The organism is Pseudomonas sp. PME37.24/025 (genome assembly GCF_055556615.1).
This window is the reverse complement of the sequence record NZ_JBVHNK010000012.1, coordinates 106,604-130,840: the sequence shown is the minus strand read 5'-3', so window position 1 is coordinate 130,840 and position 24,237 is coordinate 106,604. Positions and strand designations below refer to the sequence as shown.

Below are 24,237 nucleotides of genomic sequence, written 5' to 3'. Positions count from 1 at the left end.
GAGGCTCACCATGGAGCACTGGAAACGCACGATCGAAAGGGCCAACCGCCATTTCATGCTGGGCGAACTCGTTGATGCCCGCGAGGCTTACTTGCAGGCACTGGCGCTGGCCCAAGTGTTGTTCGAGCGCTGGGCGGATGCCGACCAAGCGGTGGCGGCCTGCGTGATTTCCCACCACAACCTGGCGGACCTGCACTTGCGTCTGAACCAGCCGGAGGAGAGCGTCGAGTACCTGTGTGCGATCCATCAACGACTGTTGCAGACTATGCAGAACCCGCGACTGGCGCCGGCTTTGCGTGAAGCCGCGCTGCGCCAGAGCAGCAAAACCTATGTCGAGCTGCTGAATTTCATCAGCGATCACGGCGAGTATCCACGCACCCACCGTTTGCTGCACACCGACACCGCTTCGCCCTCGTATCAGCCTGCGCCCTTACAACATGGAGTTCATTGAAATGGCTTTTACCCTGCCTGCCTTGCCGTACGCCTACGACGCCCTGGAACCGCACATCGATGCGCAGACCATGGAAATCCACTACACCAAACACCACCAGACCTACATCAACAACCTCAACGCTGCAGTCTCAGGCACTGAGTTTGCTGAATGGCCCGTGGAAAAACTGGTGGCGGCTGTCCAGCAATTACCGGAAAAACTTCGCGCGGCGGTGATCAATCAGGGCGGTGGGCATGCCAACCATTCGTTGTTCTGGGAAGTCATGGCACCCAACGGCGGAGGCCAACCTGAAGGCGCGCTGGCCAAGGCAATCGACGAACAGCTGGGTGGTCTCGACAACTTCAAGGAGGCCTTCACCAAAGCTGCGCTGACCCGTTTTGGCAGCGGTTGGGCCTGGTTGAGCGTGACGCCGCAAAAGACCTTGATTGTTGAAAGCAGTGGCAATCAGGACAGCCCATTGATGAACGGCAATACGCCGATTCTCGGCCTGGACGTTTGGGAGCACGCTTATTACCTGCGCTATCAGAACCGACGTCCGGAATACATCAATTCGTTCTACAACGTGATCAATTGGCCCGAAGTCGCCGCGCGTTATCAGGCTGCGCTGGTTTAGGGGGCGTTCTCAACTAGTTTCCCCTCCGCGCCGGGTCTGCTGTTGTGCAGGGCAAGGCGCGAGAAGCGTGGTTTGGTCATTCCAAATAAGCTTCGAGCAACGCAGCCCTGCACAGCAGCAGGCCCGGCCCTTCGGGTTGTGCCTTAAAACGGGCCAGGCTGCGTTGCAGGCCTTGGAAAGGGAACAACCATTCCCAGCGGCCTGCGCCTTGCCTGGCCCGCTTTAAGGCGACAACGCGGTGGGGGAACTAGTTGAGAACGCCCCCTAAGTCTCTATAAAACAATCCAGGGCTGACTATGGGCACTGAAACACTGGCGGTCGGAAGTGGACGGATGTTTCGTTACGCACTGGGATCGCTGTTACTGCTGGCGGGCGTGACGTTATTGGCTGCTCAAGGGCTGAGCTGGCTGGACCTCGAACCGAAACTGCAGCGTGCCCTGCAAGGCGGGGCGATTTGTGCCTTGGGCACGGCTTTGGGCGCGGTGCCGGTGCTGGTGATTCGGCAGATGCCTCAGGTAGTCAGCGACATATTGCTCGGTTTCGGAGCCGGGGTGATGCTCGCGGCGACGGCGTTTTCGCTGATCGTGCCGGGCATTGCCGCGGCCGAAAACCTCGGGCTGACGCCTTGGGCGGCCAGCGGCCTGATCAGCTTCGGCATCATGCTGGGCGCATTCGGCTTGTTTCTGGTGGATCGCAAGGTGTCTGGCGCTACGCCTGAAATGCTCGTGGGAACGTTGGCGCGACCGGTGATTCCACCGCGGATCTGGTTGTTTGTGTTTGCCATCATTGCCCACAACATCCCCGAAGGCATGGCGGTCGGCGTCTCGGCCGGCGGTGGCATGCCCGACGCCGACAGCCTGGCTATGGGCATCGCCTTGCAGGATGTGCCGGAAGGGCTGGTGATTGCATTGGTGTTGGCCGGAGCAGGGATGTCGCGGGTCAAGGCGTCCCTGATCGGTGCTGCGTCAGGGTTGGTCGAGCCGGTCTTCGCATTGTTGTGCGCCTGGCTGGTGAGCCTGGCCGAACTGCTGTTGCCGTTGGGGCTGGCACTGGCGGCCGGTGCGATGTTGCTGGTGGTGACTCACGAAGTCATCCCCGAATCGCGCCGCCATGGTCACGACAAACTGGCCAGCCTTGGGTTGCTGATCGGATTTTGTCTGATGATGGTGATGGATACAGCGTTGGCTTGAGGTGCACAGATTTAGCGAAGAGGTGCTTTTGTGGCGAGGGAGCTTGCTCCCGCTCGGCTGCGGAGCAGTCGTGAAAGCAGCGAATGCGGTTATGTTTGTGTACAAGGGTGGCAATTTTGGGGCCGCTTCGCAGCCCCGCGGGAGCAAGCTCCCTCGCCACAAGAGCCCGCTCGATAGAGGCGCTGTTTATTCTTATTCGCCTTCGTCGAAGAAGTTGTTGATCAACGCCACCAGTGCGTCCAGCGCTTCCTGTTCCTGCTCACCTTCGGTACTCAGGTGGATTTTGGTGCCCTTGCCAGCGGCGAGCATCATCATGGCCATGATGCTTTTGCCATCGACCGTGGTCTCTGACGTGCGGCCTACTCTGATCGTGCAATCCGGAAATTGACCGGCAACCCCGACGAACTTGGCAGACGCGCGGGCATGCAGGCCCAGCTTGTTGATGATTTCGATTTCCAGAGCAGGCATCGCGATGTGAATCCTTTAGCTGAGGTCGCGGTGGCGGACCTGGACGTTCTTCAGGGTTTTTTGCAGGACCTGACCCAGACGTTCGGTCAGGTAGACAGAGCGGTGATGCCCGCCGGTGCAGCCAATGGCAATGGTGACATAGGCGCGGTTGCTGGCGGCAAAGCGGGGCAGCCACTTGAGCAGGTAGGAGGAAATGTCCTGGAACATCTCTTCGACATCCGGCTGCGCCGCTAGGTACTCGGCCACCGGTTGATCGAGCCCGGACTGTGCCCGTAGCTCCGGCTTCCAGTAAGGGTTGGGCAGGCAGCGCACGTCGAACACCAGATCGGCGTCCACCGGCATGCCTCGCTTGAAGCCGAAAGATTCCACCAGGAACGCAGTGCCCGGTTCCGGCTGATTCAGCAGGCGCAACTTGATGGTATCGCGCAGCTGATACAGGTTCAGATTGGTGGTGTTGACCTTGAGGTCAGCCAGATCGGCAATCGGCCCCAGCAGATTGGTTTCGTCCTGTATTGCCTCCGCCAGCGAGCGATTGGCGCTGCTCAGCGGGTGACGACGGCGGGTTTCCGAAAAGCGTTTGAGCAAGGTCTCTTCGTCGGCGTCCAGATACAGCACATCGCACTGTATATGCCGGCTGCGGACCTCTTCCAGCAATTCGGGGAACCGTGACAGGTGGCTTGGCAGGTTGCGGGCATCGATGGATACGGCCACCAGCGGTTGTGCCAGTTCGGTGTGAATCAGCGCGCGTTCGGCCAGTTCCGGCAGCAAGCCGGCAGGCAGGTTGTCGATGCAGTAATAGCCGTTGTCCTCGAGAACATCGAGGGCGGTGCTTTTACCTGAGCCGGAGCGGCCACTGACAATGATCAGGCGCATGATTAGTGACCGTTCTGCTCGTCCAGGACAACCTGATACAAGGCTTCGTTGCTCGGGGCGCTGCGCAGTTTTTCACGCACTTCCTTGCGATCCAGCATGCTGGCGATCTGGCGGAGCAATTCCAGGTGTGCATCGGTGGCGGCTTCCGGGACCAGCAGCACAAACAGCAGGTCAACCGGGGCGCCGTCAATGGCGTCGAAATCGATAGGGGCTTCCAGGTGCAACAGCGCACTGATTGGCGAGGTGCAGCCTTTAAGCCGGCAGTGGGGAATGGCGATGCCGTTGCCGAAACCGGTAGAACCGAGTTTCTCACGGGCAATCAGGGCCTCGAAGACGTCCTGCATTTCCAGATCCGGTACTTCGCGGTGGATGAGGTTGGCAATTTGCTCGAGGGCTTTCTTTTTACTGCCACCCGGCGCGTTCACTTGGGAACGGCCGGGGGTCAGGATGGTTTCTAGTCGGATCATGGATTGGGAGTGTTAACGACCGGTCGCGCCCTGGAGGAGGCTCTGGGTCTTTTCCTTATGCTTTTTAAGTTGGCGATCCAGCTTGTCGGTCAGCAGGTCGATGGCGGCATACATGTCCGTATGCTCGGCATTGGCGACCACTTCTCCGCCGGGAATATGCAGCGTGGCTTCGATCTTCTGCAGCAGTTTTTCGACGTTCATCGTGACTTGCACATTGGTGATCTTGTCGAAATGCCTCTCTAATCGGTCGAGTTTTTCGCCGATGTAGGTGCGCAGAGGTTCGGTCACTTCCAGTTGGTGTCCACTGATGTTGACTTGCATACAGCTTCTCCTTCGTTGCCAGTGCATAAAGCGGCAGGCAGAAATGCCTGCCACTGGAACGCTGTGGCGAGCCCGGCGGTTACATCAACCGCTTCCGTTCGCTGGAAGGCGCGATCCCCAGGGATTCGCGGTACTTGGCGACGGTGCGACGGGCTACCTGAATGCCTTGTGCCTCCAGTAAACCAGCGATCTTGCTGTCACTCAACGGCTTTTTCTGATTTTCCGCGGCAACCAGTTTTTTGATGATCGCGCGGATCGCCGTGGACGAGCATTCACCGCCTTCGGAGGTACTGACGTGGCTGGAAAAAAAGTATTTCAGTTCATAGATGCCCCGTGGGGTATGCATGAATTTTTGCGTGGTCACCCGTGAAATCGTCGATTCGTGCATGCCCACCGCTTCGGCGATGTCGTGCAGCACCAGCGGCTTCATGGCTTCGTCACCGTATTCAAGAAAGCCGCGTTGATGCTCGACGATCTGGGTGGCGACTTTCATCAGGGTTTCATTGCGGCTTTGCAGGCTTTTGATGAACCAGCGAGCTTCCTGCAGCTGATTACGCATGAACGTGTTATCAGCGCTGGTATCGGCGCGGCGCACGAAACCGGCGTATTGGGCGTTGACCCGCAGGCGTGGCACCGATTCCTGATTCAGTTCCACCAGCCAGCGCTCGTTGTCCTTGCGCACGATCACGTCGGGAACGACGTATTCGGCTTCGGTGGACTCGATTTGTGAGCCCGGGCGCGGGTTGAGGCTCTGGACCAATTCGATGACCTGACGCAGTTCATCTTCCTTGAGCTTCATGCGGCGCATCAGCTGGCTGTAGTCGCGACTGCCGAGCAGGTCGATGTAATCGGTGACCAGACGCTTGGCCTCGGCCAGCCAAGGGGTCTTGGCGGGCAGCTGACGCAGTTGCAGCAGCAGGCATTCACCGAGGTTGCGGGCGCCGATGCCAGCGGGTTCGAATTGCTGGATGCGGTGCAGGACGGCTTCGATTTCGTCCAGTTCGATGTCCAGTTCCGGGTCGAAGGCTTCGAGGATTTCCTCGAGGGTTTCGTCCAGGTAGCCCTGATTGTTGATGCAGTCGATCAGGGTCACGGCGATCAGGCGATCGGTGTCGGACATCGGTGCCAGGTTCAGTTGCCAGAGCAAATGGCTTTGCAGGCTTTCACCGACCGATGTGCGGGTGGTGAAATCCCACTCGTCGTCATCGTTGCTCGGCAGGCTGCTGGCACTGGTCTGGTAGACGTCTTCCCAGGCCGTGTCGACGGGCAATTCGTTGGGGATGCGCTCGTTCCAGTCGCCTTCCTCAAGGTTATCCACCGTTGGGGCGGTTTCCTGGTAGGAGGGTTCCTGAATGTCGGCGTTGGGTTTCTGTTCGGCGCTATCGGCCAAGGGGTCGGCGTTATCGAAGTCGTCGCCTTCTTCCTGGCGTTCGAGCATCGGATTGGACTCCAGGGCCTCCTGGATTTCCTGTTGCAGGTCCAGGGTCGACAATTGGAGCAGGCGGATGGCCTGTTGCAGCTGCGGTGTCATCGTCAGCTGCTGGCCCATTCTCAAGACTAGCGATGGTTTCATGGCAGGGGCTTAACACCTTATTCGCCGGCGCACATGCGCCATCCACTACAGAGCGCCGAAGCGCCAAACATAAGCAAATTATATGCCCGAAACTGAAGTGTTTGCCTAGAGCGCTGTAACAATAAAAACTTATTGATTTTTTATTGAAGCGAGCGCGCTCTCGGCGACCCGGGCACCTCAGTGCTTACAGGCGGAACTCATGGCCCAGATACACTTCCTTGACCAGTTCATTGGCCAGGATGGTGGCAGAGTCGCCTTCAGCGATCAGTTGGCCATCGTTGACGATGTAGGCGGTTTCGCAGATATCCAGGGTTTCGCGGACGTTGTGGTCCGTAATCAGTACGCCAATGCCTTTGGCTTTGAGGTGATGGATGATCTGCTTGATGTCGCCCACCGAAATCGGGTCCACGCCGGCGAAAGGTTCGTCGAGGAGGATGAATTTCGGATTGGTGGCCAGTGCCCGGGCGATTTCCACGCGGCGGCGTTCACCACCGGACAGGCTCATGCCGAGGTTGTCGCGGATGTGGTGGATGTGAAATTCCTGCAGCAGGCTTTCCAGCTCCTGGCGACGACCAGCCTTGTCGAGTTCCTTGCGGGTCTCGAGGATGGCCATGATGTTGTCGGCCACCGACAGTTTGCGGAAGATCGACGCTTCTTGCGGAAGATAGCCGATACCTGCCTTCGCACGGCCGTGCATCGGCTGGTGGCTGACGTCCAGATCATCGATCAGTACGCGACCCTGATCGGCCTGCACCAGGCCGACAATCATGTAGAAGCAAGTGGTTTTACCGGCACCGTTGGGACCAAGCAGGCCGACGATCTGACCGCTGTCGATGGACAGGCTGACGTCGCGCACGACCTGGCGGCTCTTGTAGCTCTTGGCCAGATGCTGAGCTTTCAGAGTTGCCATTACTGGGCCTTTTGCTCGTCGGTTTTCTTCTTCGGCTGGATCACCATGTCAATGCGAGGACGTGCCTCAGTGACCTTGTTACCCGTGGCGCGACCGGCGCTCGCAAGCTTTTTGACCGTGTCGTAGACGATTTTCTCGCCTTGGGTGACGTTGTTGTCCTTGTCGATGACTTTGGCGCGATCGATCAGCACGACGCGGTTTTGCGAGGCGTGATACTGGATAGTTACGCCGTAGCCCTGAACCGGCTTGGTATCGCCCGCCGTTTGCAGTTGTTCGAAATAGGCGAGGTTGCCCACCGAAGTCACCACGTCGATGTCGCCAGCCGGGGTGCGGGTGATGGTCACGGTGTTGCCGGTAACCTTCATCGAGCCCTGGGTAATGATCACGTCACCTTTATAGGTGGCAACGCCATTCTTGTCGTCCAGTTGGGCATCGTCGGCCTGAATGCGGATAGGCTGCTCTTGATCGTTCGGCAGAGCCCAGGCGCTCACGCTTCCCAGTGCTGCGCCCAGACTGAGCAAAATAGGGAGAGTTTTAACGAGCCTCATACTGTCCTCTTACGTTCGATAGCAGGTGTATCCTGCTTTCTTTCAAGTACGCTTTCATTCCGTTGCCTGTCGATACACCGCCAGCGCCGTCGATTCTAACGGGTTGATCGGTCTGCGCATATTGCTGCTGCGGGAACACTGTCATACGGGTGGTGGTAATCAGGGTTTTGCGGTTTTTTTCGTCGAAACGGGTGATACGTACTGAATCAATCAGCTCGACCTGAGTGCCGTCCGGATTGACTTCACCCTTCTCGCTCTGGACATGCCACGGGAATTCGGTGCCGCGGAACATGTTCAGGTCAGGATTGGTCAGCAACGTCACTTCGGTCGCTTTCAGGTGTTCGACCTTGTCCGACGTCATCTCGTATTGCAGTTTGCCGTCAGGCAGGTACTGCACGCTGTGGGCGTTGACGGCGTAATAGTCGATCGCGCTTTCATCGATCTTCGCCACCGGCTTGTCGAGGAAGCGTTCCGGGCTGATGTTCCAGTAGCCGACCGCCGCAAAAATCGCTGCTATGCAACCGAACACCAGGATGTTGCGAATTTTTTTGCTCAGCATGATGGGCTCACAGGTACGCGGCGTTGGCCGCATCGAGGTGGCCCTGGGCGCGCAGGATCAATTCGCAGAATTCGCGAGCAGCACCCTCGCCACCGCGGGCCTGGGTGATGCCGTGGGCATGTTCGCGCACGAAACTGGCAGCGTTGGCCACCGCCATACCCAGGCCTACGCGGCGAATCACTGGCAGGTCCGGCAGGTCGTCGCCAAGGTAGGCCACTTGTTCATAGCTCAGGTTGAGCTGGGCAAGAAGTTCGTCGAGCACCACCAGTTTGTCTTCGCGACCCTGATAAAGGTGTGGAATACCGAGGTTCTTCGCGCGCCGTTCAACCACTGGGGTCTTGCGGCCGCTGATGATAGCGGTCTGCACGCCGGCGGCCATCAGCATCTTGATGCCCTGGCCGTCGAGGGTGTTGAACGTCTTGAATTCGCTACCGTCTTCGAGGAAGTACAGGCGCCCGTCGGTCAGCACGCCATCAACGTCGAACACCGCCAGTTTGATCTGTTTGCCGCGTTGCAGCAGGTCCGTGCCCATTACATTACTCCCGCACGCAGCAAGTCGTGCATGTTCAAGGCGCCGACCGGACGGTCTTCGCTGTCGACTACTACCAGTGCGTTGATTTTATGGTCTTCCATGATTTTCAGCGCCTCGGCGGCGAGCATCTCGGCGCGTGCGGTCTTGCCGTGGGCTGTCATCACTTCATCAATGGTCGTGCTGTGGATATCAATGGTGCGGTCCAGAGTGCGACGCAGGTCGCCGTCGGTGAAGATCCCGGCAAGTTTTCCATCTGTGCTTAGTACGACGGTCATGCCCAACCCCTTGCGGGTCATTTCCATCAAGGCATCCTTGAGCAGCGTACCGCATGTCACTTGCGGCAATTCGGTGCCGGCATGCATGACATTTTCCACTTTCAGCAACAAGCGGCGGCCAAGGGCACCGCCCGGGTGGGAAAAAGCGAAATCTTCAGCGGTAAAGCCTCGAGCTTCAAGCAAGGCAACGGCGAGAGCATCACCCATGACCAGCGCTGCGGTGGTCGACGAGGTGGGTGCCAGGTTCAGCGGACAGGCTTCGTGTTCGACGCTTACATTGAGGTTGACTTCCGCTGCCTTGGCCAGCGGCGACTCGGGATTGCCGGTCAGGCTGATCATTTGAATGCCCTGGCGCTTGATCAGCGGCAGCAAGGTGACGATTTCGTTGGTGGAACCGGAGTTCGACAGCGCCAGAATGATGTCGTCACGGGTGATCATGCCCATGTCGCCATGGCTGGCCTCGGCCGGGTGCACGAAAAAGGCCGTGGTGCCGGTGCTGGCCAGGGTGGCGGCAATCTTGTTGCCGATGTGCCCCGATTTGCCCATGCCGACCACGACTACGCGGCCTTTGCTGGCCAGAATCATCTCGCAAGCACGTACGAAATCTGCATCGATATGGGGCAGCAAACCTTGTACGGCTTCCAGTTCGAGGCGGATGGTACGTTGTGCTGATTGAATCAGGTCGCTGGATTGGTTCATGTCGGAAATCGAATAGCCTGATGAAAAGGCGGCGATTATAACGGTAATGATCAAAACCCTCACGCAAGTTCGTCGCGGTTTGTCATTACTTGTTACCGAATCTCTCTAAATAGATGATTTCAGGTGGTCATGATGCTGAACGTGCCCGGCTTGGGCCTTGGGCGCTTGGCCTTTGCGGTGATATAGTTCGCCGCCAGTTCGGCCTGCCCGGGGAGGTATGTGCTTTCGCCAGAAAGCCAGGCGTCCGAGTGAGAGGCTGCATCGCAAGGAGTTTAGATGAGTGCCGATAACGCCTACGCGGTCGAGCTGAAGGGACTGACCTTCAAGCGCGGTGCGCGCAGCATTTTCAATAACGTCGATATCCGCATACCACGCGGCAAGGTCACCGGCATCATGGGGCCTTCCGGGTGTGGCAAGACCACGCTGCTGCGGCTGATAGGTGCACAATTGCGCCCTACCAGCGGCGAAGTCTGGGTCAATGGCCAGAACCTGCCGACGTTGTCGCGCAGCGATCTGTTCGATGCGCGCAAGCAAATGGGTGTGCTGTTTCAAAGCGGCGCACTGTTTACCGACCTTGATGTGTTCGAGAACGTCGCCTTTCCGCTGCGTGTTCATACCGAGCTGCCGGAAGAAATGATCCGCGACATTGTCCTGCTCAAATTGCAGGCCGTGGGCTTGCGTGGCGCCATTGACCTGATGCCTGACGAATTGTCCGGCGGCATGAAGCGTCGCGTTGCGCTGGCCCGGGCCATTGCTCTCGATCCGCAAATCCTCATGTATGACGAGCCCTTTGTTGGCCAGGACCCGATCGCCATGGGCGTGCTGGTACGCCTGATCCGCCTGCTCAATGATGCGCTGGGCATCACCAGCATCGTGGTCTCCCACGATCTGGCCGAGACCGCGAGCATTGCCGACCACCTCATTGTGGTGGGCGACGGGCAAGTGTTGGGCCAGGGCGCACCGAAGGATTTGATGAAATCGGATGAGCCACGTATTCGTCAATTCTTGACAGGCGAACCCGACGGTCCGGTCGCATACCACTTTCCAGCGCCGGATTACCGCGCAGATCTTCTGGGGAAGCGCTGATGCGCAAGATTTCACTGATAGAAAGAGTGCGCCGGTTCGGCCGCGCCGGCATCGATGTATTGGAGGTGTTCGGGCGTTCGGCGTTGTTCCTGTTCCATGCCTTGCTCGGTCGTGGCGGCATCGGTGGCGGTTTTGGCCTGCTGGTCAAGCAGCTGCATTCGGTGGGCGTGATGTCCCTGGTGATCATTGTGGTCTCCGGGGTATTCATCGGCATGGTGCTGGCGTTACAGGGCTTTAACATTCTGTCCAGCTACGGTTCGGAGCAGGCAGTCGGGCAGATGGTTGCACTGACGCTGTTGCGTGAACTGGGTCCGGTGGTCACGGCCTTGCTGTTCGCCGGGCGCGCGGGTTCGGCACTGACCGCCGAAATCGGCAACATGAAATCCACCGAACAGCTGTCCAGTCTGGAGATGATCGGGGTTGACCCGCTCAAGTACATCGTTGCCCCGCGCCTGTGGGCCGGCTTCATTTCCCTGCCGGTGCTGGCGATGATCTTCAGCGTGGTGGGCATCTGGGGTGGTTCGTGGGTGGCCGTCGACTGGCTGGGTGTCTATGAAGGCTCTTACTGGTCGAACATGCAAAACAGCGTGACGTTTGTCGACGATGTGCTCAACGGCATTATCAAAAGCATCGTTTTTGCCTTCGTCGTGACCTGGATCGCCGTATTCCAAGGCTATGACTGCGAGCCCACTTCCGAGGGAATCAGTCGTGCCACTACCAAGACCGTGGTGTATGCCTCTTTGGCTGTACTCGGCCTGGACTTTATTCTGACCGCCTTGATGTTTGGAGATTTCTGATGCAAAACCGCACCCTGGAAATCGGTGTCGGCCTTTTCTTGCTGGCTGGCATCCTGGCTTTGTTGTTGCTTGCGTTGCGGGTCAGTGGTCTGTCCCCGAGCGCAGCCACCGATACTTATAAACTTTATGCATATTTCGATAATATCGCCGGTTTGACGGTCAGAGCTAAAGTGACCATGGCCGGTGTGACCATCGGCAAGGTCACGGCGATCGATCTGGACCGCGACAGCTTCACCGGTCGGGTGACCATGCAACTGGAAAAGCGCGTAGATAACCTGCCGACTGACTCCACTGCATCTATCCTGACCGCTGGCCTGTTGGGTGAGAAATACATCGGTATCAGCGTGGGCGGGGAAGAGACCCCGCTCAAGGATGGTGGAACCATCCACGACACGCAGTCGTCGCTGGTGCTCGAGGACCTGATCGGTAAATTCCTGCTCAATACCGTTAGCAAAGAAGCTAAATGAGGAGCTTTTGAATGATCTCTATCTTTCGACGTGGCCTGTTGGTATTGCTCGCGGCGCTGCCGTTGATCGCTAATGCCGTGGCGGCACAGTCGGCGCACGATCTGGTCCAGGACACTACGAGCCGGATGCTGGCGGATCTCGCCGCCAACAAAGAAAAGTACAAGCAGGACCCACAAGACTTCTACACGGCGCTGAACACCATCGTCGGGCCTGTGGTGGATGCCGAGGGCATTTCCAAAAGCATCATGACGGTCAAGTACTCGCGCAAAGCTACGCCAGAGCAAATGCAGACCTTTCAGGAAAACTTCAAGAAAGGCCTGTTCCAGTTCTACGGTAACGCCTTGCTCGAGTACAACAACCAGGGCATCACCGTTGAACCTGCCAAGGATGAGTCGGGAGACCGCACAAGCGTTGGCATGACGGTCAAAGGCAGTAGCGGCTCGATCTATCCTGTGTCCTACACACTGGAGAAGATCAACGGCGAGTGGAAACTGCGCAACGTGATCATCAACGGCATCAACATTGGCAAGCTGTTCCGCGATCAGTTCGCTGACGCGATGCAGCGCAATGGCAATGATCTGCAAAAGACCATCGATGGTTGGGCCGGTGAAGTCGCCAAGGCCAAGGAAGTTGCAAAAACCCAGGAAACCACTGGGCAATCTACCGAGAAGCAAACCCAATGAGTGAGTCGGCCATTCGCATGAGCGAATCCGGCGAGCTGCTGCTCAGTGGCGTGCTGGATTACCGGACAGGCCCGAACCTGCGCAAGCAGGGGCAGGCGCTGATCAAGTCCAGTAACGCGGCTGCGCTGGTGGTTGATTGCTCCGCGGTGGAGAAATCCAGCAGCGTCGGCTTGTCGCTGCTGCTGTGCTTCATGCGCGATGCCCAGGCGGCCGGCAAGGCCCTGAGCATTCGTGAGATGCCCGAAGATATGCGTGAAATCGCTCAGGTCAGCGAATTGACCGAGCTGTTGGCGCATCCCTGAACCACATCTATAAAGAAGCCCCCCGTCAGAGTCCTGCTTCGCGGGGTTCGCAGGCGCGGGGCTTTTTTGTATGATGTCCGACCCGCGCGCACAGGGCGCCGATTGAGGTTGAGCATGCAGGCCGTAGAAGTGAAGAGCTTCCTTGAAGGAAAGCTGCCAGGAACTCAGGTAGAAGTTGAGGGCGAAGGCTGCAACTTTCAGCTGAACGTGATTAGCGATGAACTGGCGGCGTTGAGCCCGGTGAAGCGTCAGCAGCAGATCTATGCCCATTTGAACCCATGGATCACCGATGGCAGCATCCATGCGGTCACTATGAAATTTTTCAGCAGCGCGGCCTGGGCCGAGCGCACCTGAGCCCAAGGGCGTCGAGATTCTTATGGATAAATTGATTATTACCGGTGGCGTTCGTCTTGATGGCGAAATCCGCATCTCCGGGGCAAAGAACTCTGCCCTGCCGATCCTGGCTGCAACCCTGCTGTGCGATGGCCCGGTTACCGTTGCCAACCTGCCGCACCTGCACGACATCACCACCATGATCGAGCTGTTCGGTCGCATGGGCATTGAGCCGGTGATCGACGAGAAGCTCAGCGTCGAAATCGACCCTCGCACCATCAAGACCCTGATCGCACCGTACGAACTGGTGAAAACCATGCGGGCCTCGATCCTGGTGCTGGGCCCGATGGTTGCCCGTTTCGGTGAAGCCGAAGTCGCACTGCCTGGCGGTTGCGCCATCGGTTCGCGTCCGGTCGACCTGCACATCCGTGGCCTCGAAGCCATGGGCGCGGTCATCGACGTTGAAGGCGGCTACATCAAGGCCAAGGCCCCTGAAGGCGGCCTGCGTGGCGCGCACTTCTTCTTCGACACCGTCAGTGTGACCGGTACCGAGAACATCATGATGGCAGCCGCTCTGGCCAAGGGCCGCAGCGTGCTGGCGAACGCCGCTCGCGAGCCTGAGGTCATCGACCTGGCGAACTTCCTGAACGCCATGGGCGCCAAGATCACTGGCGCCGGCACCGACACCATCACCATCGATGGCGTCGAGCGTCTGCACCCGACCACCTACAAGGTGATGCCTGACCGTATCGAGACCGGCACCTACCTGGTGGCGGCAGCGGTGACCGGCGGTCGTGTGAAGGTCAAGGACACCGATCCGACCATCCTCGAAGCCGTTCTGGAAAAGCTCCGCGAGTCCGGTGCTGAAATCACCTGCGGCGAAGACTGGATCGAGCTGAACATGCACGGCAAGCGGCCGAAAGCCGTCAACGTGCGGACCGCTCCATACCCGGCGTTCCCGACCGACATGCAGGCGCAGTTCATCTCCCTCAACGCCATTGCCGAAGGCACGGGTGCGGTGATCGAGACGATCTTCGAAAACCGCTTCATGCACGTTTACGAACTGCACCGCATGGGCGCTCATATCCAGGTCGAAGGCAACACCGCCATCGTCACCGGCATCGAAAAGCTCAAGGGCGCGCCAGTAATGGCCACCGACCTGCGTGCTTCGGCCAGCCTGGTGATCTCGGCGCTGATCGCCGAAGGCGATACCCTGATCGACCGCATCTACCACATCGACCGTGGTTACGAGTGCATCGAAGAGAAACTGCAGATGCTCGGCGCCAAGATCCGCCGCGTACCGGGCTAGTTTCTGCTGCATGGGCGCAGGGACGCGCCCGTTGGTTTCGTTTAAAGTCGAGGGTAGTCTTTTCATTAGAGAGACGCCCTCGATGTGTGTCCGGCGCCGTTTGCGACCGGGCATCAGTAGCCTGATAAGGACTGACGTTTCCCATGTTGACCATCGCACTGTCCAAGGGCCGCATCCTTGACGACACCCTGCCGCTTCTGGCTGAAGCGGGCATCGTGCCGACCGAGAATCCGGACAAGAGCCGCAAGCTGATCATCCCCACGACCCAGGCCGATGTGCGCCTGCTGATCGTGCGTGCCACCGATGTGCCGACCTACGTCGAGCATGGTGCCGCCGACCTGGGCGTCGCCGGTAAAGACGTGCTGATGGAATATGGCGGCCAGGGCTTGTACGAGCCTCTGGATCTGCGAATTGCCCTCTGCAAGCTGATGACCGCCGGCCGTGTCGGCGATGTCGAGCCCAAGGGCCGTCTGCGGGTGGCGACCAAATTCGTCAATGTCGCCAAGCGTTACTACGCCGAGCAGGGCCGTCAGGTCGACATCATCAAGCTCTACGGCTCGATGGAGCTGGCGCCGCTGATCGGTCTGGCAGACAAGATCATTGACGTGGTCGACACCGGTAACACCCTGCGTGCCAATGGCCTGGAACCCCAGGATTTCATCGCCGACATCAGCTCGCGGCTGATCGTCAACAAAGCTTCGATGAAAATGCAACACGCCCGTATCCAGGCGTTGATCGACACCCTGCGCAAGGCAGTGGAGTCTCGACACCGCGGCTGATTTACCCGCGCGACCTTGAGTCGCGCCCGTCTATCCGCCTCATAGCCAGAATTCTCAGGTGCCCAAGCGGAAACGACTGCTAAGTTAGGGCGCCTGAGTTTTTGCCATTCCTATGAGGCTCTCGCTATGACCGCACCGACTGCAATTCGCCGACTCAACGCTGCTGACCCGGATTTCGCACATCATCTGGATCATCTGCTGAGCTGGGAAAGTGTGTCTGACGACTCGGTCAATCAGCGGGTGCTGGACATCATCAAGGCTGTGCGCGAGCGTGGCGATGCGGCGCTGGTGGAATTCACCCAGAAGTTCGACGGCCTGCAAGTCGCCTCCATGGCAGACCTGATCCTTCCGCGCGAACGCCTGGAACTGGCATTGACGCGCATCACCGTGCCTCAGCGCGAAGCCCTGGAAAAAGCCGCGGCCCGCGTGCGCAGCTACCACGAAAAACAGAAACAGGATTCCTGGAGCTACACCGAAGCCGACGGCACGGTGCTGGGCCAGAAGGTCACGCCGCTGGATCGCGCCGGTTTGTATGTGCCGGGCGGCAAGGCGTCGTACCCGTCCTCAGTGCTGATGAACGCAATTCCGGCCAAGGTTGCCGGCGTGACCGAAGTGGTCATGGTCGTGCCGACTCCGCGCGGCGAAATCAACGAGCTGGTGCTGGCCGCGGCCTGCATTGCCGGGGTTGACCGGGTGTTCACTATCGGCGGCGCCCAGGCAGTTGCGGCGCTGGCTTACGGCACCGAAAGCGTGCCGAAGGTCGATAAGGTTGTTGGCCCTGGCAACATCTATGTCGCCACCGCCAAGCGCCACGTGTTCGGCCAGGTCGGCATCGACATGATCGCCGGTCCCTCCGAGATCCTCGTGGTGTGCGATGGTCAGACCGATCCGGACTGGATCGCCATGGACCTGTTCTCCCAGGCCGAGCACGACGAAGACGCCCAGGCGATTCTGGTCAGCCCGGACGCCGAGTTCCTCGACAAGGTCGCCGCCAGCATCGCCAAACTGCTGCCAACCATGGAGCGCGCCGAAATCATCGAAACCTCGATCAATGGCCGCGGTGCGTTGATCAAGGTTCGCGACATGGAACAAGCCATCGAAGTCGCCAACCGTATCGCGCCAGAACACCTGGAGTTGTCGGTTGCCGATCCGCAGGCCTGGTTGCCGCAGATCCGTCACGCCGGTGCGATCTTCATGGGCCGTCACACGTCCGAAGCCCTGGGCGACTATTGCGCAGGTCCAAACCACGTGTTGCCGACGTCCGGCACCGCGCGCTTTTCTTCGCCACTGGGTGTTTACGACTTCCAGAAACGCTCGTCGATTATCTTCTGCTCCGAGCAGGGTGCCTCCGAACTGGGCAAAACCGCTTCCGTGCTGGCCCGTGGCGAGTCGCTGACCGCTCACGCGCGGAGCGCCGAATACCGCATCGTTGACGATAAGAAGGGCAACTGAGCATGAGTAAATTCTGGAGTCCCTTCGTCAAGAGCCTGGTGCCTTACGTACCGGGCGAACAGCCGAAGCTGACGAAGTTGGTGAAGCTCAATACCAACGAAAACCCGTACGGTCCATCGCCCAAAGCGTTGGCCGCGATGCAGATCGAACTGAACGACAACCTGCGTCTGTACCCGGACCCGAACAGCGACCTGCTCAAGCAGGCTGTTGCCAAGTACTACGGCGTGCAGGGCAATCAGGTGTTCCTCGGCAACGGTTCCGATGAAGTCCTGGCGCACATTTTCCACGGTTTGCTGCAACACGATCAGCCGTTGTTGTTCCCGGACATCAGCTACAGCTTCTACCCGGTTTACTGCGGGCTGTACGGCATCGCATTCGACGCGGTGCCGCTGGATGAACAGTTCCAGATCAACCCGGCGGACTACGTCAAGCCGAACGGCGGGATCATTTTCCCTAACCCGAACGCGCCGACCGGTTGCCTGTTGGCGCTGGACGCGGTTGAGCAAATCCTCAAGGCCAACCCGGATTCGGTGGTCGTGGTGGATGAGGCTTACATTGATTTTGGCGGTGAAACGGCGATCACGCTGGTGGACCGTTATCCGAACCTGTTGGTGACTCAGACCCTGTCCAAGTCCCGTTCGCTGGCGGGCCTGCGGGTTGGTCTGGCGGTGGGGCATCCGGATCTGATCGAGGCGCTGGAGCGGATCAAGAACAGCTTCAATTCCTATCCGCTGGATCGTCTGGCGATTGTCGGGGCTGCGGCGGCGTTCGAGGATCGCGAATATTTCGACAAGACCTGCCGGCTGGTCATCGAGAGTCGCGAGAAGGTGGTCGCGCAGCTGGAAGCGAAGGGGTTTGAGGTGTTGCCGTCGGCAGCGAACTTCATTTTCGCCCGTCACCCGAAGCACGATGCGGCAGGGCTGGCGGCGAAGTTGCGCGAGCAGGGCGTGATCGTTCGGCACTTCAAGCAGGAGCGGATTGCCCAGTTCCTGCGTATTTCCATCGGCACGCCGGAGCAGAATCAGGCACTGATCGATGGCCTCGGCGACCTGTAAGGCTTCCCCGATCCTGTGGGAGCGAGCGCAAAACCGCTATCGCGAGCAGGCTCGCTCCCACAAGGTTTGGTGGGTTACTCGTGATGCGGTTCGCCAAGGAAGGTCAGCGACGTGAACAGCCCGCGCGTCGCCACATCCGGGTTGTCCTTCAGCGGAATCTCCATCTGCGCTGCAATCACATTCAACCCTTCATTACGCACCAATACTTGCGCCCGACCCTCTGCGTCGGTTTCGGTGCTCAAGGTATTCGGCGCGCTGCGATAGTCGCCCACCAGCTTCACGCCCGCCGCCGGCTTGCCGTCCAATAGCACCCGAACCGGCAACGATTTACCCGGCCCGACGGTCAGCGGATCAACCTCCGGCAGAATCAGCAATTTCATCTGATCGAGCTTCGGCAGTTTCGCCCCCGGCTGGTATATCGCCAGGCTGTACTTGAAGGTCTGGGTCGACTCAATGGCCCCCGGTACTTTGCTGCGTCCTTCGTTGATCCATTTCTTATCCGCCGTCTGCGACCACATGCCATTGTTCAGCGCCACGGCCATCACTGCCGGTGGTTTCAACGGCTGCAGGCGGGCGTGGTCGGCCAGCCGTTGTACGTTCACCGGGATCATTTTTCCAGCTACGTCATAGGCCCACGCGCCGCTGATTTTCTGCGCCTTGAAGGCGTTATCTTCGGGGCCATGGCCGTAGATGACTTCAATGTTGCCGCGACGTTGTTCGGTCCAGAGACCGTGGGCCGAGACTTGGCTGGCGCACAGCAGGCCGAGCAGCAGGCCGGGCAGCGCCAAGGGTTTGAGGTATTGCATGGTGACTTCCTTTTACAGATTGAGTGTCAGGCTGACGGTGAAATTGCGCGGCTTGCCGGGGTGATCCAGTAGTTGCTGTAAGAGCGCTCGAAGTATTTCTCGTCGAAAAGGTTGTTCAGGTTCAGGCCCACGGTGACGTTTTTCGACACGCCACCGGCAAATTCCAGTGCGCGTTCGACGCTGGTGCGGCCCAGGTCCTTGAGCACGCTGACGGGAATCACACTGATCGATTGCGGGATATCGCGAATGGCCGTGTCGGTTTTGGTCGCGCTGGAAGAGCGCATCGCACGGTAACCCTTGAGCGGGCCGGTGGGGGATTCGTAGTCGGAGGTGACGCTGATGGCGTCCAGTTCAACGGTTTGCGACTCTTCGGCGAAGACCGGGTCCTCCAGTAAACCGAGGGCCAGGCCCGCGAGGGAAGCCATTGTTCGAGACGACATGTTATGTTGTTCCAATAGTAATATTGAAACAATATAACATGCCTAATGAGAAAGTCTGCTGTTAAGAGGCTTTGGGAGTTTTGGAGCTGCTGAGGGCGCAAAAAGATCCCAGCCTTCGGCAGCTCCTAGCGCTTACTCTTCTTCCTTTTCCTTGATCGGCGCGGGTGGCGGACGCAGACCGATTTCTGCCGTGAGCTTGAGCTCTTTACCGTTGCGCATCACCTGAATGGTGACCTTGTCGGTCGGTTTGATCCGCGCCACCTGGTTCATCGAGCGGCGACCGTCGCCGGCCGGTTCACCGTCGATGCTGAGGATCACGTCGCCCAGTTGCAGGCCGGCCTTCTGCGCCGGGCCGTCACGGAAAATCCCCGCGACCACAATCCCCGGACGTCCGGACAGACCAAACGATTCCGCCAGCTCCTGGCTCAACGGTTGCACTTCGATGCCGAGCCAGCCGCGAATCACCTGGCCGTGTTCGATGATCGACTTCATCACTTCCATCGCCAGTTTGACCGGGATTGCGAAGCCGATGCCCTGAGAACCGCCGGACTTGGAGAAGATCGCCGTGTTGATGCCGGTCAGGTTGCCGTTGGCATCCACCAGCGCACCGCCGGAGTTGCCGGGATTGATCGCGGCGTCGGTCTGGATGAAATCTTCGTAGTTGTTCAGCCCGAGCTGATTGCGCCCGGTGGCGCTGATGATGCCCATGGTCACGGTCTGGCCCACGCCGAACGGGTTGCCGATGGCCAGGGCCACGTCGCCGATGCGGATATTGTCGGAACGGCCGACGGTGATCGATGGCAGGTTTTTCAGGTCAATCTTCAATACCGCGAGGTCGGTTTCCGGGTCGCTGCCGATGACTCGGGCCAGAGTTTCACGACCATCCTTGAGCGCCACCACGATCTGGTCGGCACCGCTGGTCACGTGGTTGTTGGTCAGCAGGTAACCTTCCGGGCTCATGATCACGCCCGAACCGAGGCTCGACTCCATGCGCTTCTGCTTGGGCGAGTTGTCGCCGAAGAAACGGCGGAACTGTGGATCTTCGAACAGCGGATGGCTGGGCTTGTTGACCACTTTGGTGGTGTACAGGTTGACCACCGACGGCGCGGCCGTGGTCACCGCGTCGGCATAGGACACCGGACCCTGCTGCAGACCGAGAGTTTGCGGGGCTTGCTGCAGATTCACGTCCAGGCTCGGTAGCCCGACCCATTGCGGGTAACGCTGCATAATCAATAGAGCGATAAGCACGCCGGCCAACAGCGGCCAGCCGGAAAAACGCAGCGCCTTGAGCATTAAGCACGTCCTACAGAGGTTGCAGGCGGTGTGAGACCGCCCATAATGTCGCGCATTATACGAGGCCGAGCGCGCCTCTGAACGGGATATTTAGGAGTCTTTTATGGCCGTCGCCCTGAGCACCCTGGTCGAAGAAGCCGACCGCTATCTTGCCAGTTCGAAGATCGCCGATTACTGCCCCAACGGTTTGCAGGTCGAAGGTCGGCCGCAAGTGATGCGCATCGTCAGCGGTGTTACTGCAAGCCAAGCGTTGCTGGACGCGGCGGTGGAGGCCCAGGCCGATCTGGTGTTGGTGCATCACGGCTATTTCTGGAAAGGCGAGAACCCGTGCATTACCGGCATGAAGCAGCGCCGGTTGAAAACCTTGCTCAAGCACGATATCAGCCTGCTGTCCTATCACTTGCCGCTGGATCTGCACCCGGAAGTCGGCAACAACGTGCAGCTTGCCCGGCAACTGGACATCACCGTCGAAGGCCCGCTGGATCCGGACAATCTGAAAGTCGTGGGCCTGGTCGGCTCGTTGAGCGAACCGATGACCCCACGCGATTTCGCCCGTCGCGTGCAGGAAGTCATGGGGCGTGAGCCATTGCTGATCGAAGGCAGCGAGATGATTCGTCGGGTCGGCTGGTGTACCGGTGGCGGCCAGGGTTACATTGATCAGGCGGTGTTGGCTGGCGTCGATCTGTACCTCAGCGGCGAAGCCTCCGAGCAGACGTTCCACAGCGCCCGGGAAAACGACATCAGCTTCATCGCCGCCGGCCACCACGCCACCGAGCGTTATGGTGTGCAGGCCTTGGGCGATTACCTGGCGCGACGTTTCGCCCTCGAGCACATCTTCATCGATTGCCCGAACCCTATTTGATAACGTGGATCTGCGGGACACCCGGTTAATTGTGGGAGCGAGCTTGCTCGCGATGGCGGTGTATCAGTCGACATTAATGCTGAATGTGAGTCAGTCATCGCGAGCAAGCTCGCTCCCACAAGGTCTGCAGCGCCCAAACGAGGGGGTATATTCATATACCCTTTCGATCTAGCCAGCGTCCTGATTAGAAGGGGGCGCTGTGCTAGGATTCCCCGCTCGAACACGGCCCGCAGGCCGTCCATAAGATCGTTTTCGTGAGTAGCCATGGTCGACAAACTGACGCATCTGAAACAGCTGGAGGCCGAAAGCATCCACATCATCCGCGAGGTCGCCGCCGAGTTCGATAACCCGGTGATGCTGTACTCCGTCGGTAAAGACTCCGCCGTGATGCTGCACCTCGCGCGCAAGGCATTCTTCCCGGGCAAACTTCCGTTTCCGGTGATGCACGTCGACACCCAGTGGAAGTTCAAGGAAATGTACGCGTTCCGCGACCGCATGGTCGAAGAACTCGGCCTGGACCTGCTGGTGCACGTGAATCCCGAGGGTGTTGCGCAGGGTATCAACCCGCTCACCCACGGCAGTGCCAAGCACACCGACATCATGAAGACCGAAGGCCTCAAACAGGCCCTCGACAAGTACGGCTTCGATGCTGCATTCGGTGGCGCTCGTCGCGACGAAGAGAAATCCCGGGCCAAAGAGCGCGTGTATTCCTTCCGTGACACCAAGCACCGTTGGGACCCGAAAAACCAGCGTCCCGAGTTGTGGAACGTCTACAACGGCAAGGTCAACAAGGGCGAATCGATCCGCGTATTCCCGTTGTCGAACTGGACCGAGCTGGATATCTGGCAGTACATCTACCTCGAAGGCATCCCGATCGTGCCGCTGTATTTCGCCGCTGAGCGCGACGTTATCGAGATGAATGGCACCTGGATCATGATCGACGACGAGCGCCTGCTCAATCACTTGAGCGATGAAGACAAGGCGCGCATCGTCAAGAAGAAGGTCCGTTTCCGTACGCTGGGCGACTACCCGTTGACCGGTGCGGTCGAGTCCGAGGCCACCAGCCTGACCGACATCATTCAGGAAATGCTCCTGACGCGAACTTCCGAACGCCAGGGCCGAGTCATCGATCACGATGGCGCAGGTTCGATGGAAGAAAAGAAACGTCAGGGTTATTTCTAAGGGGTTGTCATGTCGCACGCATCTGATTTGATCAGCGAGGACATCCTCGCCTATCTGGGCCAGCACGAACGCAAGGAAATGCTGCGCTTTCTTACCTGTGGCAACGTCGACGACGGCAAGAGCACCCTGATCGGGCGCCTGCTGCACGACTCCAAGATGATCTACGAAGATCACCTGGAAGCCATCACCCGCGACTCGAAAAAAGTCGGCACCACTGGCGAAGACATCGACCTGGCGTTGCTGGTCGACGGCTTGCAGGCCGAGCGTGAGCAGGGCATCACCATTGATGTCGCCTACCGCTATTTCTCCACCGCCAAGCGCAAATTCATCATCGCCGATACCCCCGGCCATGAGCAGTACACCCGCAACATGGCCACCGGTGCATCCACCTGTGACCTGGCGATCATCCTGGTCGACGCCCGTTACGGCGTGCAGACCCAGACCCGTCGCCACAGCTTTATCGCCTCGCTGCTGGGCATCAAGCACATCGTTGTCGCCATCAACAAGATGGACCTCAACGGCTTCGACGAAAGCGTGTTCGAGTCGATCAAGGCCGATTACCTGAAGTTCGCCGAAGGCATCGCGTTCAAGCCGACCACCATGGCGTTCGTGCCGATGTCCGCGCTCAAGGGCGACAACGTGGTGAACAAGTCCGAGCGCTCGCCGTGGTACACCGGCCAGTCGCTGATGGAAATCCTGGAAACCGTCGAAATCGCCAGCGACCGCAACTACACCGACCTGCGTTTCCCGGTGCAGTACGTCAACCGTCCGAACCTGAACTTCCGTGGTTTCGCCGGCACCCTGGCCAGCGGCATCGTGCACAAGGGCGACGAAGTCGTTGTGTTGCCGTCGGGCAAGAGCAGCCGCGTGAAATCCATTGTCACCTTTGAAGGTGAGCTGGAGCATGCAGGTCCTGGTCAAGCGGTGACGCTGACCATGGAAGACGAAATCGATATCTCCCGTGGCGACTTGTTGGTGCATGCCGACAATCTGCCGCAAGTGACTGACGCGTTCGACGCCATGCTGGTGTGGATGGCCGAAGAGCCGATGCTGCCGGGCAAGAAATACGACATCAAGCGCGCCACCACTTACGTGCCGGGTTCGATCACCAGCATCGTCAATCGCGTGGACGTGAACACCTTGGCCGAAGGGCCGGCGAGCTCGCTGCAGTTGAACGAGATCGGTCGGGTCAAGATCAGCCTCGACGCGGCCATCGCGCTGGACGGTTACGACAGCAACCGCACCACCGGTTCGTTCATCGTCATCGATCGACTGACCAACGGCACGGTCGCGGCCGGCATGATCATCGCCCAGCCGTTGAGCCATGGCACCAGCACGCATCACGGCAAACTGGCGCACGTTGCTACCGAAGAACGCGCTCAGCGCTTCGGCCAGCAACCGGCCACCGTGTTGTTCAGCGGCCTGTCGGGCGCGGGCAAAAGCACCCTGGCCTACGCGGTTGAACGCAAGCTGTTCGACCTGGGCCGTGCGGTGTTTGTACTCGATGGCCAGAACCTGCGTCACGACCTGAACAAAGGTCTGCCAAATGATCGCGCCGGGCGTACCGAAAACTGGCGTCGTGCGGCGCACGTTGCGCGGCAGTTCAACGAAGCCGGTCTGTTGACCTTGGCAGCCTTCGTTGCGCCGAGTGCTGAAGGTCGTGAACAGGCCAGGGAACTGATCGGCAAGGAGCGTCTGCTGACGGTCTACGTCCAGGCCTCGCCGACGGTCTGTGCCGAGCGTGATCCGCAAGGTCTGTACGCGGCGGGTGGCGACAACATCCCGGGCGAATCCTTCCCGTACGACGTGCCGCTGAATGCCGATCTGGTGATCGACACCCAGTCGCTGTCGTTGGAAGAAAGCGTCAAGCAAGTGCTGGATCTGCTGCGTAAGCGTGGCGCGATCTAAGCGT

At 59.2% G+C, this 24,237-nt stretch carries 28 protein-coding genes and 1 pseudogene; 16 read left to right on the top strand and 13 right to left on the bottom strand.

Going from position 1 to position 24,237, the window contains the following annotated elements:
• Positions 1-10 precede the first annotated feature (10 nt).
• From ACZ3HH_RS22000 to ACZ3HH_RS21990, 3 genes are all read left to right on the top strand, one after another.
• A complete protein-coding gene (locus tag ACZ3HH_RS22000) occupies positions 11-451 on the top strand; it encodes a hypothetical protein (protein ID WP_465807621.1) in 441 nt (146 codons plus the stop codon).
• A 1-nt stretch (position 452) separates the two neighbouring features.
• A complete protein-coding gene (locus ACZ3HH_RS21995) occupies positions 453-1,064 on the top strand; it encodes a superoxide dismutase (protein WP_465807619.1) in 612 nt (203 codons plus the stop codon).
• A 296-nt stretch (positions 1,065-1,360) separates the two neighbouring features.
• The gene (locus tag ACZ3HH_RS21990) at positions 1,361-2,254 is read left to right on the top strand and encodes a ZIP family metal transporter (protein ID WP_465807618.1); all 894 of its coding nucleotides are present in this window, start codon (positions 1,361-1,363) and stop codon (positions 2,252-2,254) included.
• 192 nt (positions 2,255-2,446) lie between these two features.
• On the opposite strand, the gene ACZ3HH_RS21985 is transcribed toward ACZ3HH_RS21990, so the two are convergent.
• The 10 genes from ACZ3HH_RS21985 to ACZ3HH_RS21940 form a co-directional block, all read right to left on the bottom strand.
• Positions 2,447-2,722, bottom strand: coding sequence for an HPr family phosphocarrier protein (locus ACZ3HH_RS21985; RefSeq protein WP_465807616.1), 276 nt, complete (start codon positions 2,720-2,722; stop codon positions 2,447-2,449).
• A gap of 15 nt (positions 2,723-2,737) precedes the next feature.
• Complete coding sequence (gene rapZ, locus ACZ3HH_RS21980) at positions 2,738-3,595, bottom strand: RNase adapter RapZ (RefSeq protein ID WP_123498993.1); 858 nt, start codon at positions 3,593-3,595, stop codon at positions 2,738-2,740.
• Between the two features lie 2 nt (positions 3,596-3,597).
• Complete coding sequence (ptsN, locus tag ACZ3HH_RS21975; protein ID WP_007901530.1) at positions 3,598-4,062, bottom strand: PTS IIA-like nitrogen regulatory protein PtsN; 465 nt, start codon at positions 4,060-4,062, stop codon at positions 3,598-3,600.
• 12 nt (positions 4,063-4,074) lie between these two features.
• Positions 4,075-4,383: a ribosome hibernation-promoting factor, HPF/YfiA family gene (hpf, locus tag ACZ3HH_RS21970; protein ID WP_003178005.1), complete on the bottom strand. Its 309-nt coding sequence runs from the start codon at positions 4,381-4,383 to the stop codon at positions 4,075-4,077.
• Positions 4,384-4,462: 79 nt separating this feature from the next.
• Positions 4,463-5,956, bottom strand: a complete 1,494-nt coding sequence (locus ACZ3HH_RS21965) for an RNA polymerase factor sigma-54 (protein ID WP_032835202.1) — start codon at positions 5,954-5,956, stop codon at positions 4,463-4,465.
• 184 nt (positions 5,957-6,140) lie between these two features.
• Entirely contained in the window at positions 6,141-6,866 is a 726-nt protein-coding gene (lptB, locus tag ACZ3HH_RS21960; protein WP_030128011.1) for an LPS export ABC transporter ATP-binding protein, read from the bottom strand.
• Positions 6,866-7,414, bottom strand: a complete 549-nt coding sequence (gene lptA, locus ACZ3HH_RS21955; RefSeq protein ID WP_030128010.1) for a lipopolysaccharide transport periplasmic protein LptA — start codon at positions 7,412-7,414, stop codon at positions 6,866-6,868. Before lptA ends, lptB begins: the two co-directional genes overlap by 1 nt.
• A complete protein-coding gene (gene lptC, locus ACZ3HH_RS21950) occupies positions 7,401-7,973 on the bottom strand; it encodes an LPS export ABC transporter periplasmic protein LptC (protein WP_460147923.1) in 573 nt (190 codons plus the stop codon). Before lptC ends, lptA begins: the two co-directional genes overlap by 14 nt.
• Positions 7,974-7,980: 7 nt before the next feature.
• The gene (locus tag ACZ3HH_RS21945; protein WP_465807609.1) at positions 7,981-8,505 is read right to left on the bottom strand and encodes a KdsC family phosphatase; all 525 of its coding nucleotides are present in this window, start codon (positions 8,503-8,505) and stop codon (positions 7,981-7,983) included.
• The gene (locus tag ACZ3HH_RS21940; protein ID WP_123720006.1) at positions 8,505-9,479 is read right to left on the bottom strand and encodes a KpsF/GutQ family sugar-phosphate isomerase; all 975 of its coding nucleotides are present in this window, start codon (positions 9,477-9,479) and stop codon (positions 8,505-8,507) included. Before ACZ3HH_RS21940 ends, ACZ3HH_RS21945 begins: the two co-directional genes overlap by 1 nt.
• A gap of 276 nt (positions 9,480-9,755) precedes the next feature.
• Between ACZ3HH_RS21940 and ACZ3HH_RS21935 the strand changes: the two genes are divergently transcribed.
• The 10 genes from ACZ3HH_RS21935 to hisC all read left to right on the top strand — a co-directional run bounded on the left by ACZ3HH_RS21935 (position 9,756) and on the right by hisC (position 17,742).
• Positions 9,756-10,565: an ATP-binding cassette domain-containing protein gene (locus tag ACZ3HH_RS21935; RefSeq protein WP_367374183.1), complete on the top strand. Its 810-nt coding sequence runs from the start codon at positions 9,756-9,758 to the stop codon at positions 10,563-10,565.
• A complete protein-coding gene (gene mlaE / locus ACZ3HH_RS21930) occupies positions 10,565-11,362 on the top strand; it encodes a lipid asymmetry maintenance ABC transporter permease subunit MlaE (protein ID WP_465807607.1) in 798 nt (265 codons plus the stop codon). The genes ACZ3HH_RS21935 and mlaE overlap by 1 nt, the downstream gene beginning before the upstream one ends.
• Positions 11,362-11,829, top strand: a complete 468-nt coding sequence (mlaD, locus tag ACZ3HH_RS21925; RefSeq protein ID WP_460147920.1) for an outer membrane lipid asymmetry maintenance protein MlaD — start codon at positions 11,362-11,364, stop codon at positions 11,827-11,829. Before mlaE ends, mlaD begins: the two co-directional genes overlap by 1 nt.
• Before the next feature lie 11 nt (positions 11,830-11,840).
• Positions 11,841-12,512, top strand: coding sequence for an MlaC/ttg2D family ABC transporter substrate-binding protein (locus ACZ3HH_RS21920; RefSeq protein WP_465807604.1), 672 nt, complete (start codon positions 11,841-11,843; stop codon positions 12,510-12,512).
• The gene (locus ACZ3HH_RS21915) at positions 12,509-12,814 is read left to right on the top strand and encodes an STAS domain-containing protein (RefSeq protein WP_465807602.1); all 306 of its coding nucleotides are present in this window, start codon (positions 12,509-12,511) and stop codon (positions 12,812-12,814) included. Before ACZ3HH_RS21920 ends, ACZ3HH_RS21915 begins: the two co-directional genes overlap by 4 nt.
• A 114-nt stretch (positions 12,815-12,928) precedes the next feature.
• Entirely contained in the window at positions 12,929-13,168 is a 240-nt protein-coding gene (locus ACZ3HH_RS21910; protein WP_046052891.1) for a BolA family protein, read from the top strand.
• Between the two features lie 22 nt (positions 13,169-13,190).
• Entirely contained in the window at positions 13,191-14,456 is a 1,266-nt protein-coding gene (gene murA / locus ACZ3HH_RS21905) for a UDP-N-acetylglucosamine 1-carboxyvinyltransferase (RefSeq protein ID WP_007901567.1), read from the top strand.
• Between the two features lie 143 nt (positions 14,457-14,599).
• Complete coding sequence (gene hisG / locus ACZ3HH_RS21900) at positions 14,600-15,235, top strand: ATP phosphoribosyltransferase (protein ID WP_007901570.1); 636 nt, start codon at positions 14,600-14,602, stop codon at positions 15,233-15,235.
• Between the two features lie 126 nt (positions 15,236-15,361).
• A complete protein-coding gene (gene hisD, locus ACZ3HH_RS21895) occupies positions 15,362-16,687 on the top strand; it encodes a histidinol dehydrogenase (RefSeq protein WP_007901571.1) in 1,326 nt (441 codons plus the stop codon).
• A gap of 2 nt (positions 16,688-16,689) precedes the next feature.
• Entirely contained in the window at positions 16,690-17,742 is a 1,053-nt protein-coding gene (gene hisC / locus ACZ3HH_RS21890) for a histidinol-phosphate transaminase (RefSeq protein WP_465807598.1), read from the top strand.
• A gap of 74 nt (positions 17,743-17,816) precedes the next feature.
• Here hisC and ACZ3HH_RS21885 read toward each other — a convergent pair whose 3' ends face one another.
• From ACZ3HH_RS21885 to algW, 3 genes and pseudogenes are all read right to left on the bottom strand, one after another.
• Positions 17,817-18,548 (bottom strand): DUF4198 domain-containing protein, encoded by a 732-nt coding sequence (locus ACZ3HH_RS21885; protein ID WP_465807596.1) that lies wholly within the window; start codon positions 18,546-18,548, stop codon positions 17,817-17,819.
• 125 nt (positions 18,549-18,673) lie between these two features.
• Positions 18,674-18,988, bottom strand: a pseudogene (locus ACZ3HH_RS21880) (TonB-dependent siderophore receptor); the annotation flags it as partial.
• Between the two features lie 132 nt (positions 18,989-19,120).
• Positions 19,121-20,281 (bottom strand): Do family serine endopeptidase AlgW, encoded by a 1,161-nt coding sequence (gene algW, locus ACZ3HH_RS21875; protein ID WP_192346210.1) that lies wholly within the window; start codon positions 20,279-20,281, stop codon positions 19,121-19,123.
• Between the two features lie 103 nt (positions 20,282-20,384).
• Between algW and ACZ3HH_RS21870 the strand changes: the two genes are divergently transcribed.
• The 3 genes from ACZ3HH_RS21870 (at position 20,385) to cysN (ending at position 24,233) form a co-directional block, all read left to right on the top strand.
• Positions 20,385-21,143 carry a Nif3-like dinuclear metal center hexameric protein gene (locus ACZ3HH_RS21870; RefSeq protein WP_367374192.1) on the top strand — a complete coding sequence of 253 codons (759 nt, stop codon included), beginning with the start codon at positions 20,385-20,387 and terminating at the stop codon, positions 21,141-21,143.
• Positions 21,144-21,407: 264 nt separating this feature from the next.
• Positions 21,408-22,325, top strand: a complete 918-nt coding sequence (gene cysD, locus ACZ3HH_RS21865) for a sulfate adenylyltransferase subunit CysD (RefSeq protein WP_008008639.1) — start codon at positions 21,408-21,410, stop codon at positions 22,323-22,325.
• 9 nt (positions 22,326-22,334) lie between these two features.
• The gene (gene cysN / locus ACZ3HH_RS21860) at positions 22,335-24,233 is read left to right on the top strand and encodes a sulfate adenylyltransferase subunit CysN (protein WP_465807592.1); all 1,899 of its coding nucleotides are present in this window, start codon (positions 22,335-22,337) and stop codon (positions 24,231-24,233) included.
• The last annotated feature ends 4 nt before the right edge of the window (positions 24,234-24,237 follow it).

What these genes read in the sequence shown, in the direction of transcription:
- ACZ3HH_RS22000 (WP_465807621.1), top strand. Translation starts at nt 11, where the DNA reads ATGGAGCACTGGAAACGCACGATCGAAAGGGCCAACCGCCATTTCATG.
- ACZ3HH_RS21995 (WP_465807619.1), top strand. Translation starts at nt 453, where the DNA reads ATGGCTTTTACCCTGCCTGCCTTGCCGTACGCCTACGACGCCCTGGAA.
- ACZ3HH_RS21990 (WP_465807618.1), top strand. Translation starts at nt 1,361, where the DNA reads ATGGGCACTGAAACACTGGCGGTCGGAAGTGGACGGATGTTTCGTTAC.
- ACZ3HH_RS21985 (WP_465807616.1), bottom strand. Translation starts at nt 2,722, where the DNA reads ATGCCTGCTCTGGAAATCGAAATCATCAACAAGCTGGGCCTGCATGCC.
- rapZ (WP_123498993.1), bottom strand. Translation starts at nt 3,595, where the DNA reads ATGCGCCTGATCATTGTCAGTGGCCGCTCCGGCTCAGGTAAAAGCACC.
- ptsN (WP_007901530.1), bottom strand. Translation starts at nt 4,062, where the DNA reads ATGATCCGACTAGAAACCATCCTGACCCCCGGCCGTTCCCAAGTGAAC.
- hpf (WP_003178005.1), bottom strand. Translation starts at nt 4,383, where the DNA reads ATGCAAGTCAACATCAGTGGACACCAACTGGAAGTGACCGAACCTCTG.
- ACZ3HH_RS21965 (WP_032835202.1), bottom strand. Translation starts at nt 5,956, where the DNA reads ATGAAACCATCGCTAGTCTTGAGAATGGGCCAGCAGCTGACGATGACA.
- lptB (WP_030128011.1), bottom strand. Translation starts at nt 6,866, where the DNA reads ATGGCAACTCTGAAAGCTCAGCATCTGGCCAAGAGCTACAAGAGCCGC.
- lptA (WP_030128010.1), bottom strand. Translation starts at nt 7,414, where the DNA reads ATGAGGCTCGTTAAAACTCTCCCTATTTTGCTCAGTCTGGGCGCAGCA.
- lptC (WP_460147923.1), bottom strand. Translation starts at nt 7,973, where the DNA reads ATGCTGAGCAAAAAAATTCGCAACATCCTGGTGTTCGGTTGCATAGCA.
- ACZ3HH_RS21945 (WP_465807609.1), bottom strand. Translation starts at nt 8,505, where the DNA reads ATGGGCACGGACCTGCTGCAACGCGGCAAACAGATCAAACTGGCGGTG.
- ACZ3HH_RS21940 (WP_123720006.1), bottom strand. Translation starts at nt 9,479, where the DNA reads ATGAACCAATCCAGCGACCTGATTCAATCAGCACAACGTACCATCCGC.
- ACZ3HH_RS21935 (WP_367374183.1), top strand. Translation starts at nt 9,756, where the DNA reads ATGAGTGCCGATAACGCCTACGCGGTCGAGCTGAAGGGACTGACCTTC.
- mlaE (WP_465807607.1), top strand. Translation starts at nt 10,565, where the DNA reads ATGCGCAAGATTTCACTGATAGAAAGAGTGCGCCGGTTCGGCCGCGCC.
- mlaD (WP_460147920.1), top strand. Translation starts at nt 11,362, where the DNA reads ATGCAAAACCGCACCCTGGAAATCGGTGTCGGCCTTTTCTTGCTGGCT.
- ACZ3HH_RS21920 (WP_465807604.1), top strand. Translation starts at nt 11,841, where the DNA reads ATGATCTCTATCTTTCGACGTGGCCTGTTGGTATTGCTCGCGGCGCTG.
- ACZ3HH_RS21915 (WP_465807602.1), top strand. Translation starts at nt 12,509, where the DNA reads ATGAGTGAGTCGGCCATTCGCATGAGCGAATCCGGCGAGCTGCTGCTC.
- ACZ3HH_RS21910 (WP_046052891.1), top strand. Translation starts at nt 12,929, where the DNA reads ATGCAGGCCGTAGAAGTGAAGAGCTTCCTTGAAGGAAAGCTGCCAGGA.
- murA (WP_007901567.1), top strand. Translation starts at nt 13,191, where the DNA reads ATGGATAAATTGATTATTACCGGTGGCGTTCGTCTTGATGGCGAAATC.
- hisG (WP_007901570.1), top strand. Translation starts at nt 14,600, where the DNA reads ATGTTGACCATCGCACTGTCCAAGGGCCGCATCCTTGACGACACCCTG.
- hisD (WP_007901571.1), top strand. Translation starts at nt 15,362, where the DNA reads ATGACCGCACCGACTGCAATTCGCCGACTCAACGCTGCTGACCCGGAT.
- hisC (WP_465807598.1), top strand. Translation starts at nt 16,690, where the DNA reads ATGAGTAAATTCTGGAGTCCCTTCGTCAAGAGCCTGGTGCCTTACGTA.
- ACZ3HH_RS21885 (WP_465807596.1), bottom strand. Translation starts at nt 18,548, where the DNA reads ATGCAATACCTCAAACCCTTGGCGCTGCCCGGCCTGCTGCTCGGCCTG.
- algW (WP_192346210.1), bottom strand. Translation starts at nt 20,281, where the DNA reads ATGCTCAAGGCGCTGCGTTTTTCCGGCTGGCCGCTGTTGGCCGGCGTG.
- ACZ3HH_RS21870 (WP_367374192.1), top strand. Translation starts at nt 20,385, where the DNA reads ATGGCCGTCGCCCTGAGCACCCTGGTCGAAGAAGCCGACCGCTATCTT.
- cysD (WP_008008639.1), top strand. Translation starts at nt 21,408, where the DNA reads ATGGTCGACAAACTGACGCATCTGAAACAGCTGGAGGCCGAAAGCATC.
- cysN (WP_465807592.1), top strand. Translation starts at nt 22,335, where the DNA reads ATGTCGCACGCATCTGATTTGATCAGCGAGGACATCCTCGCCTATCTG.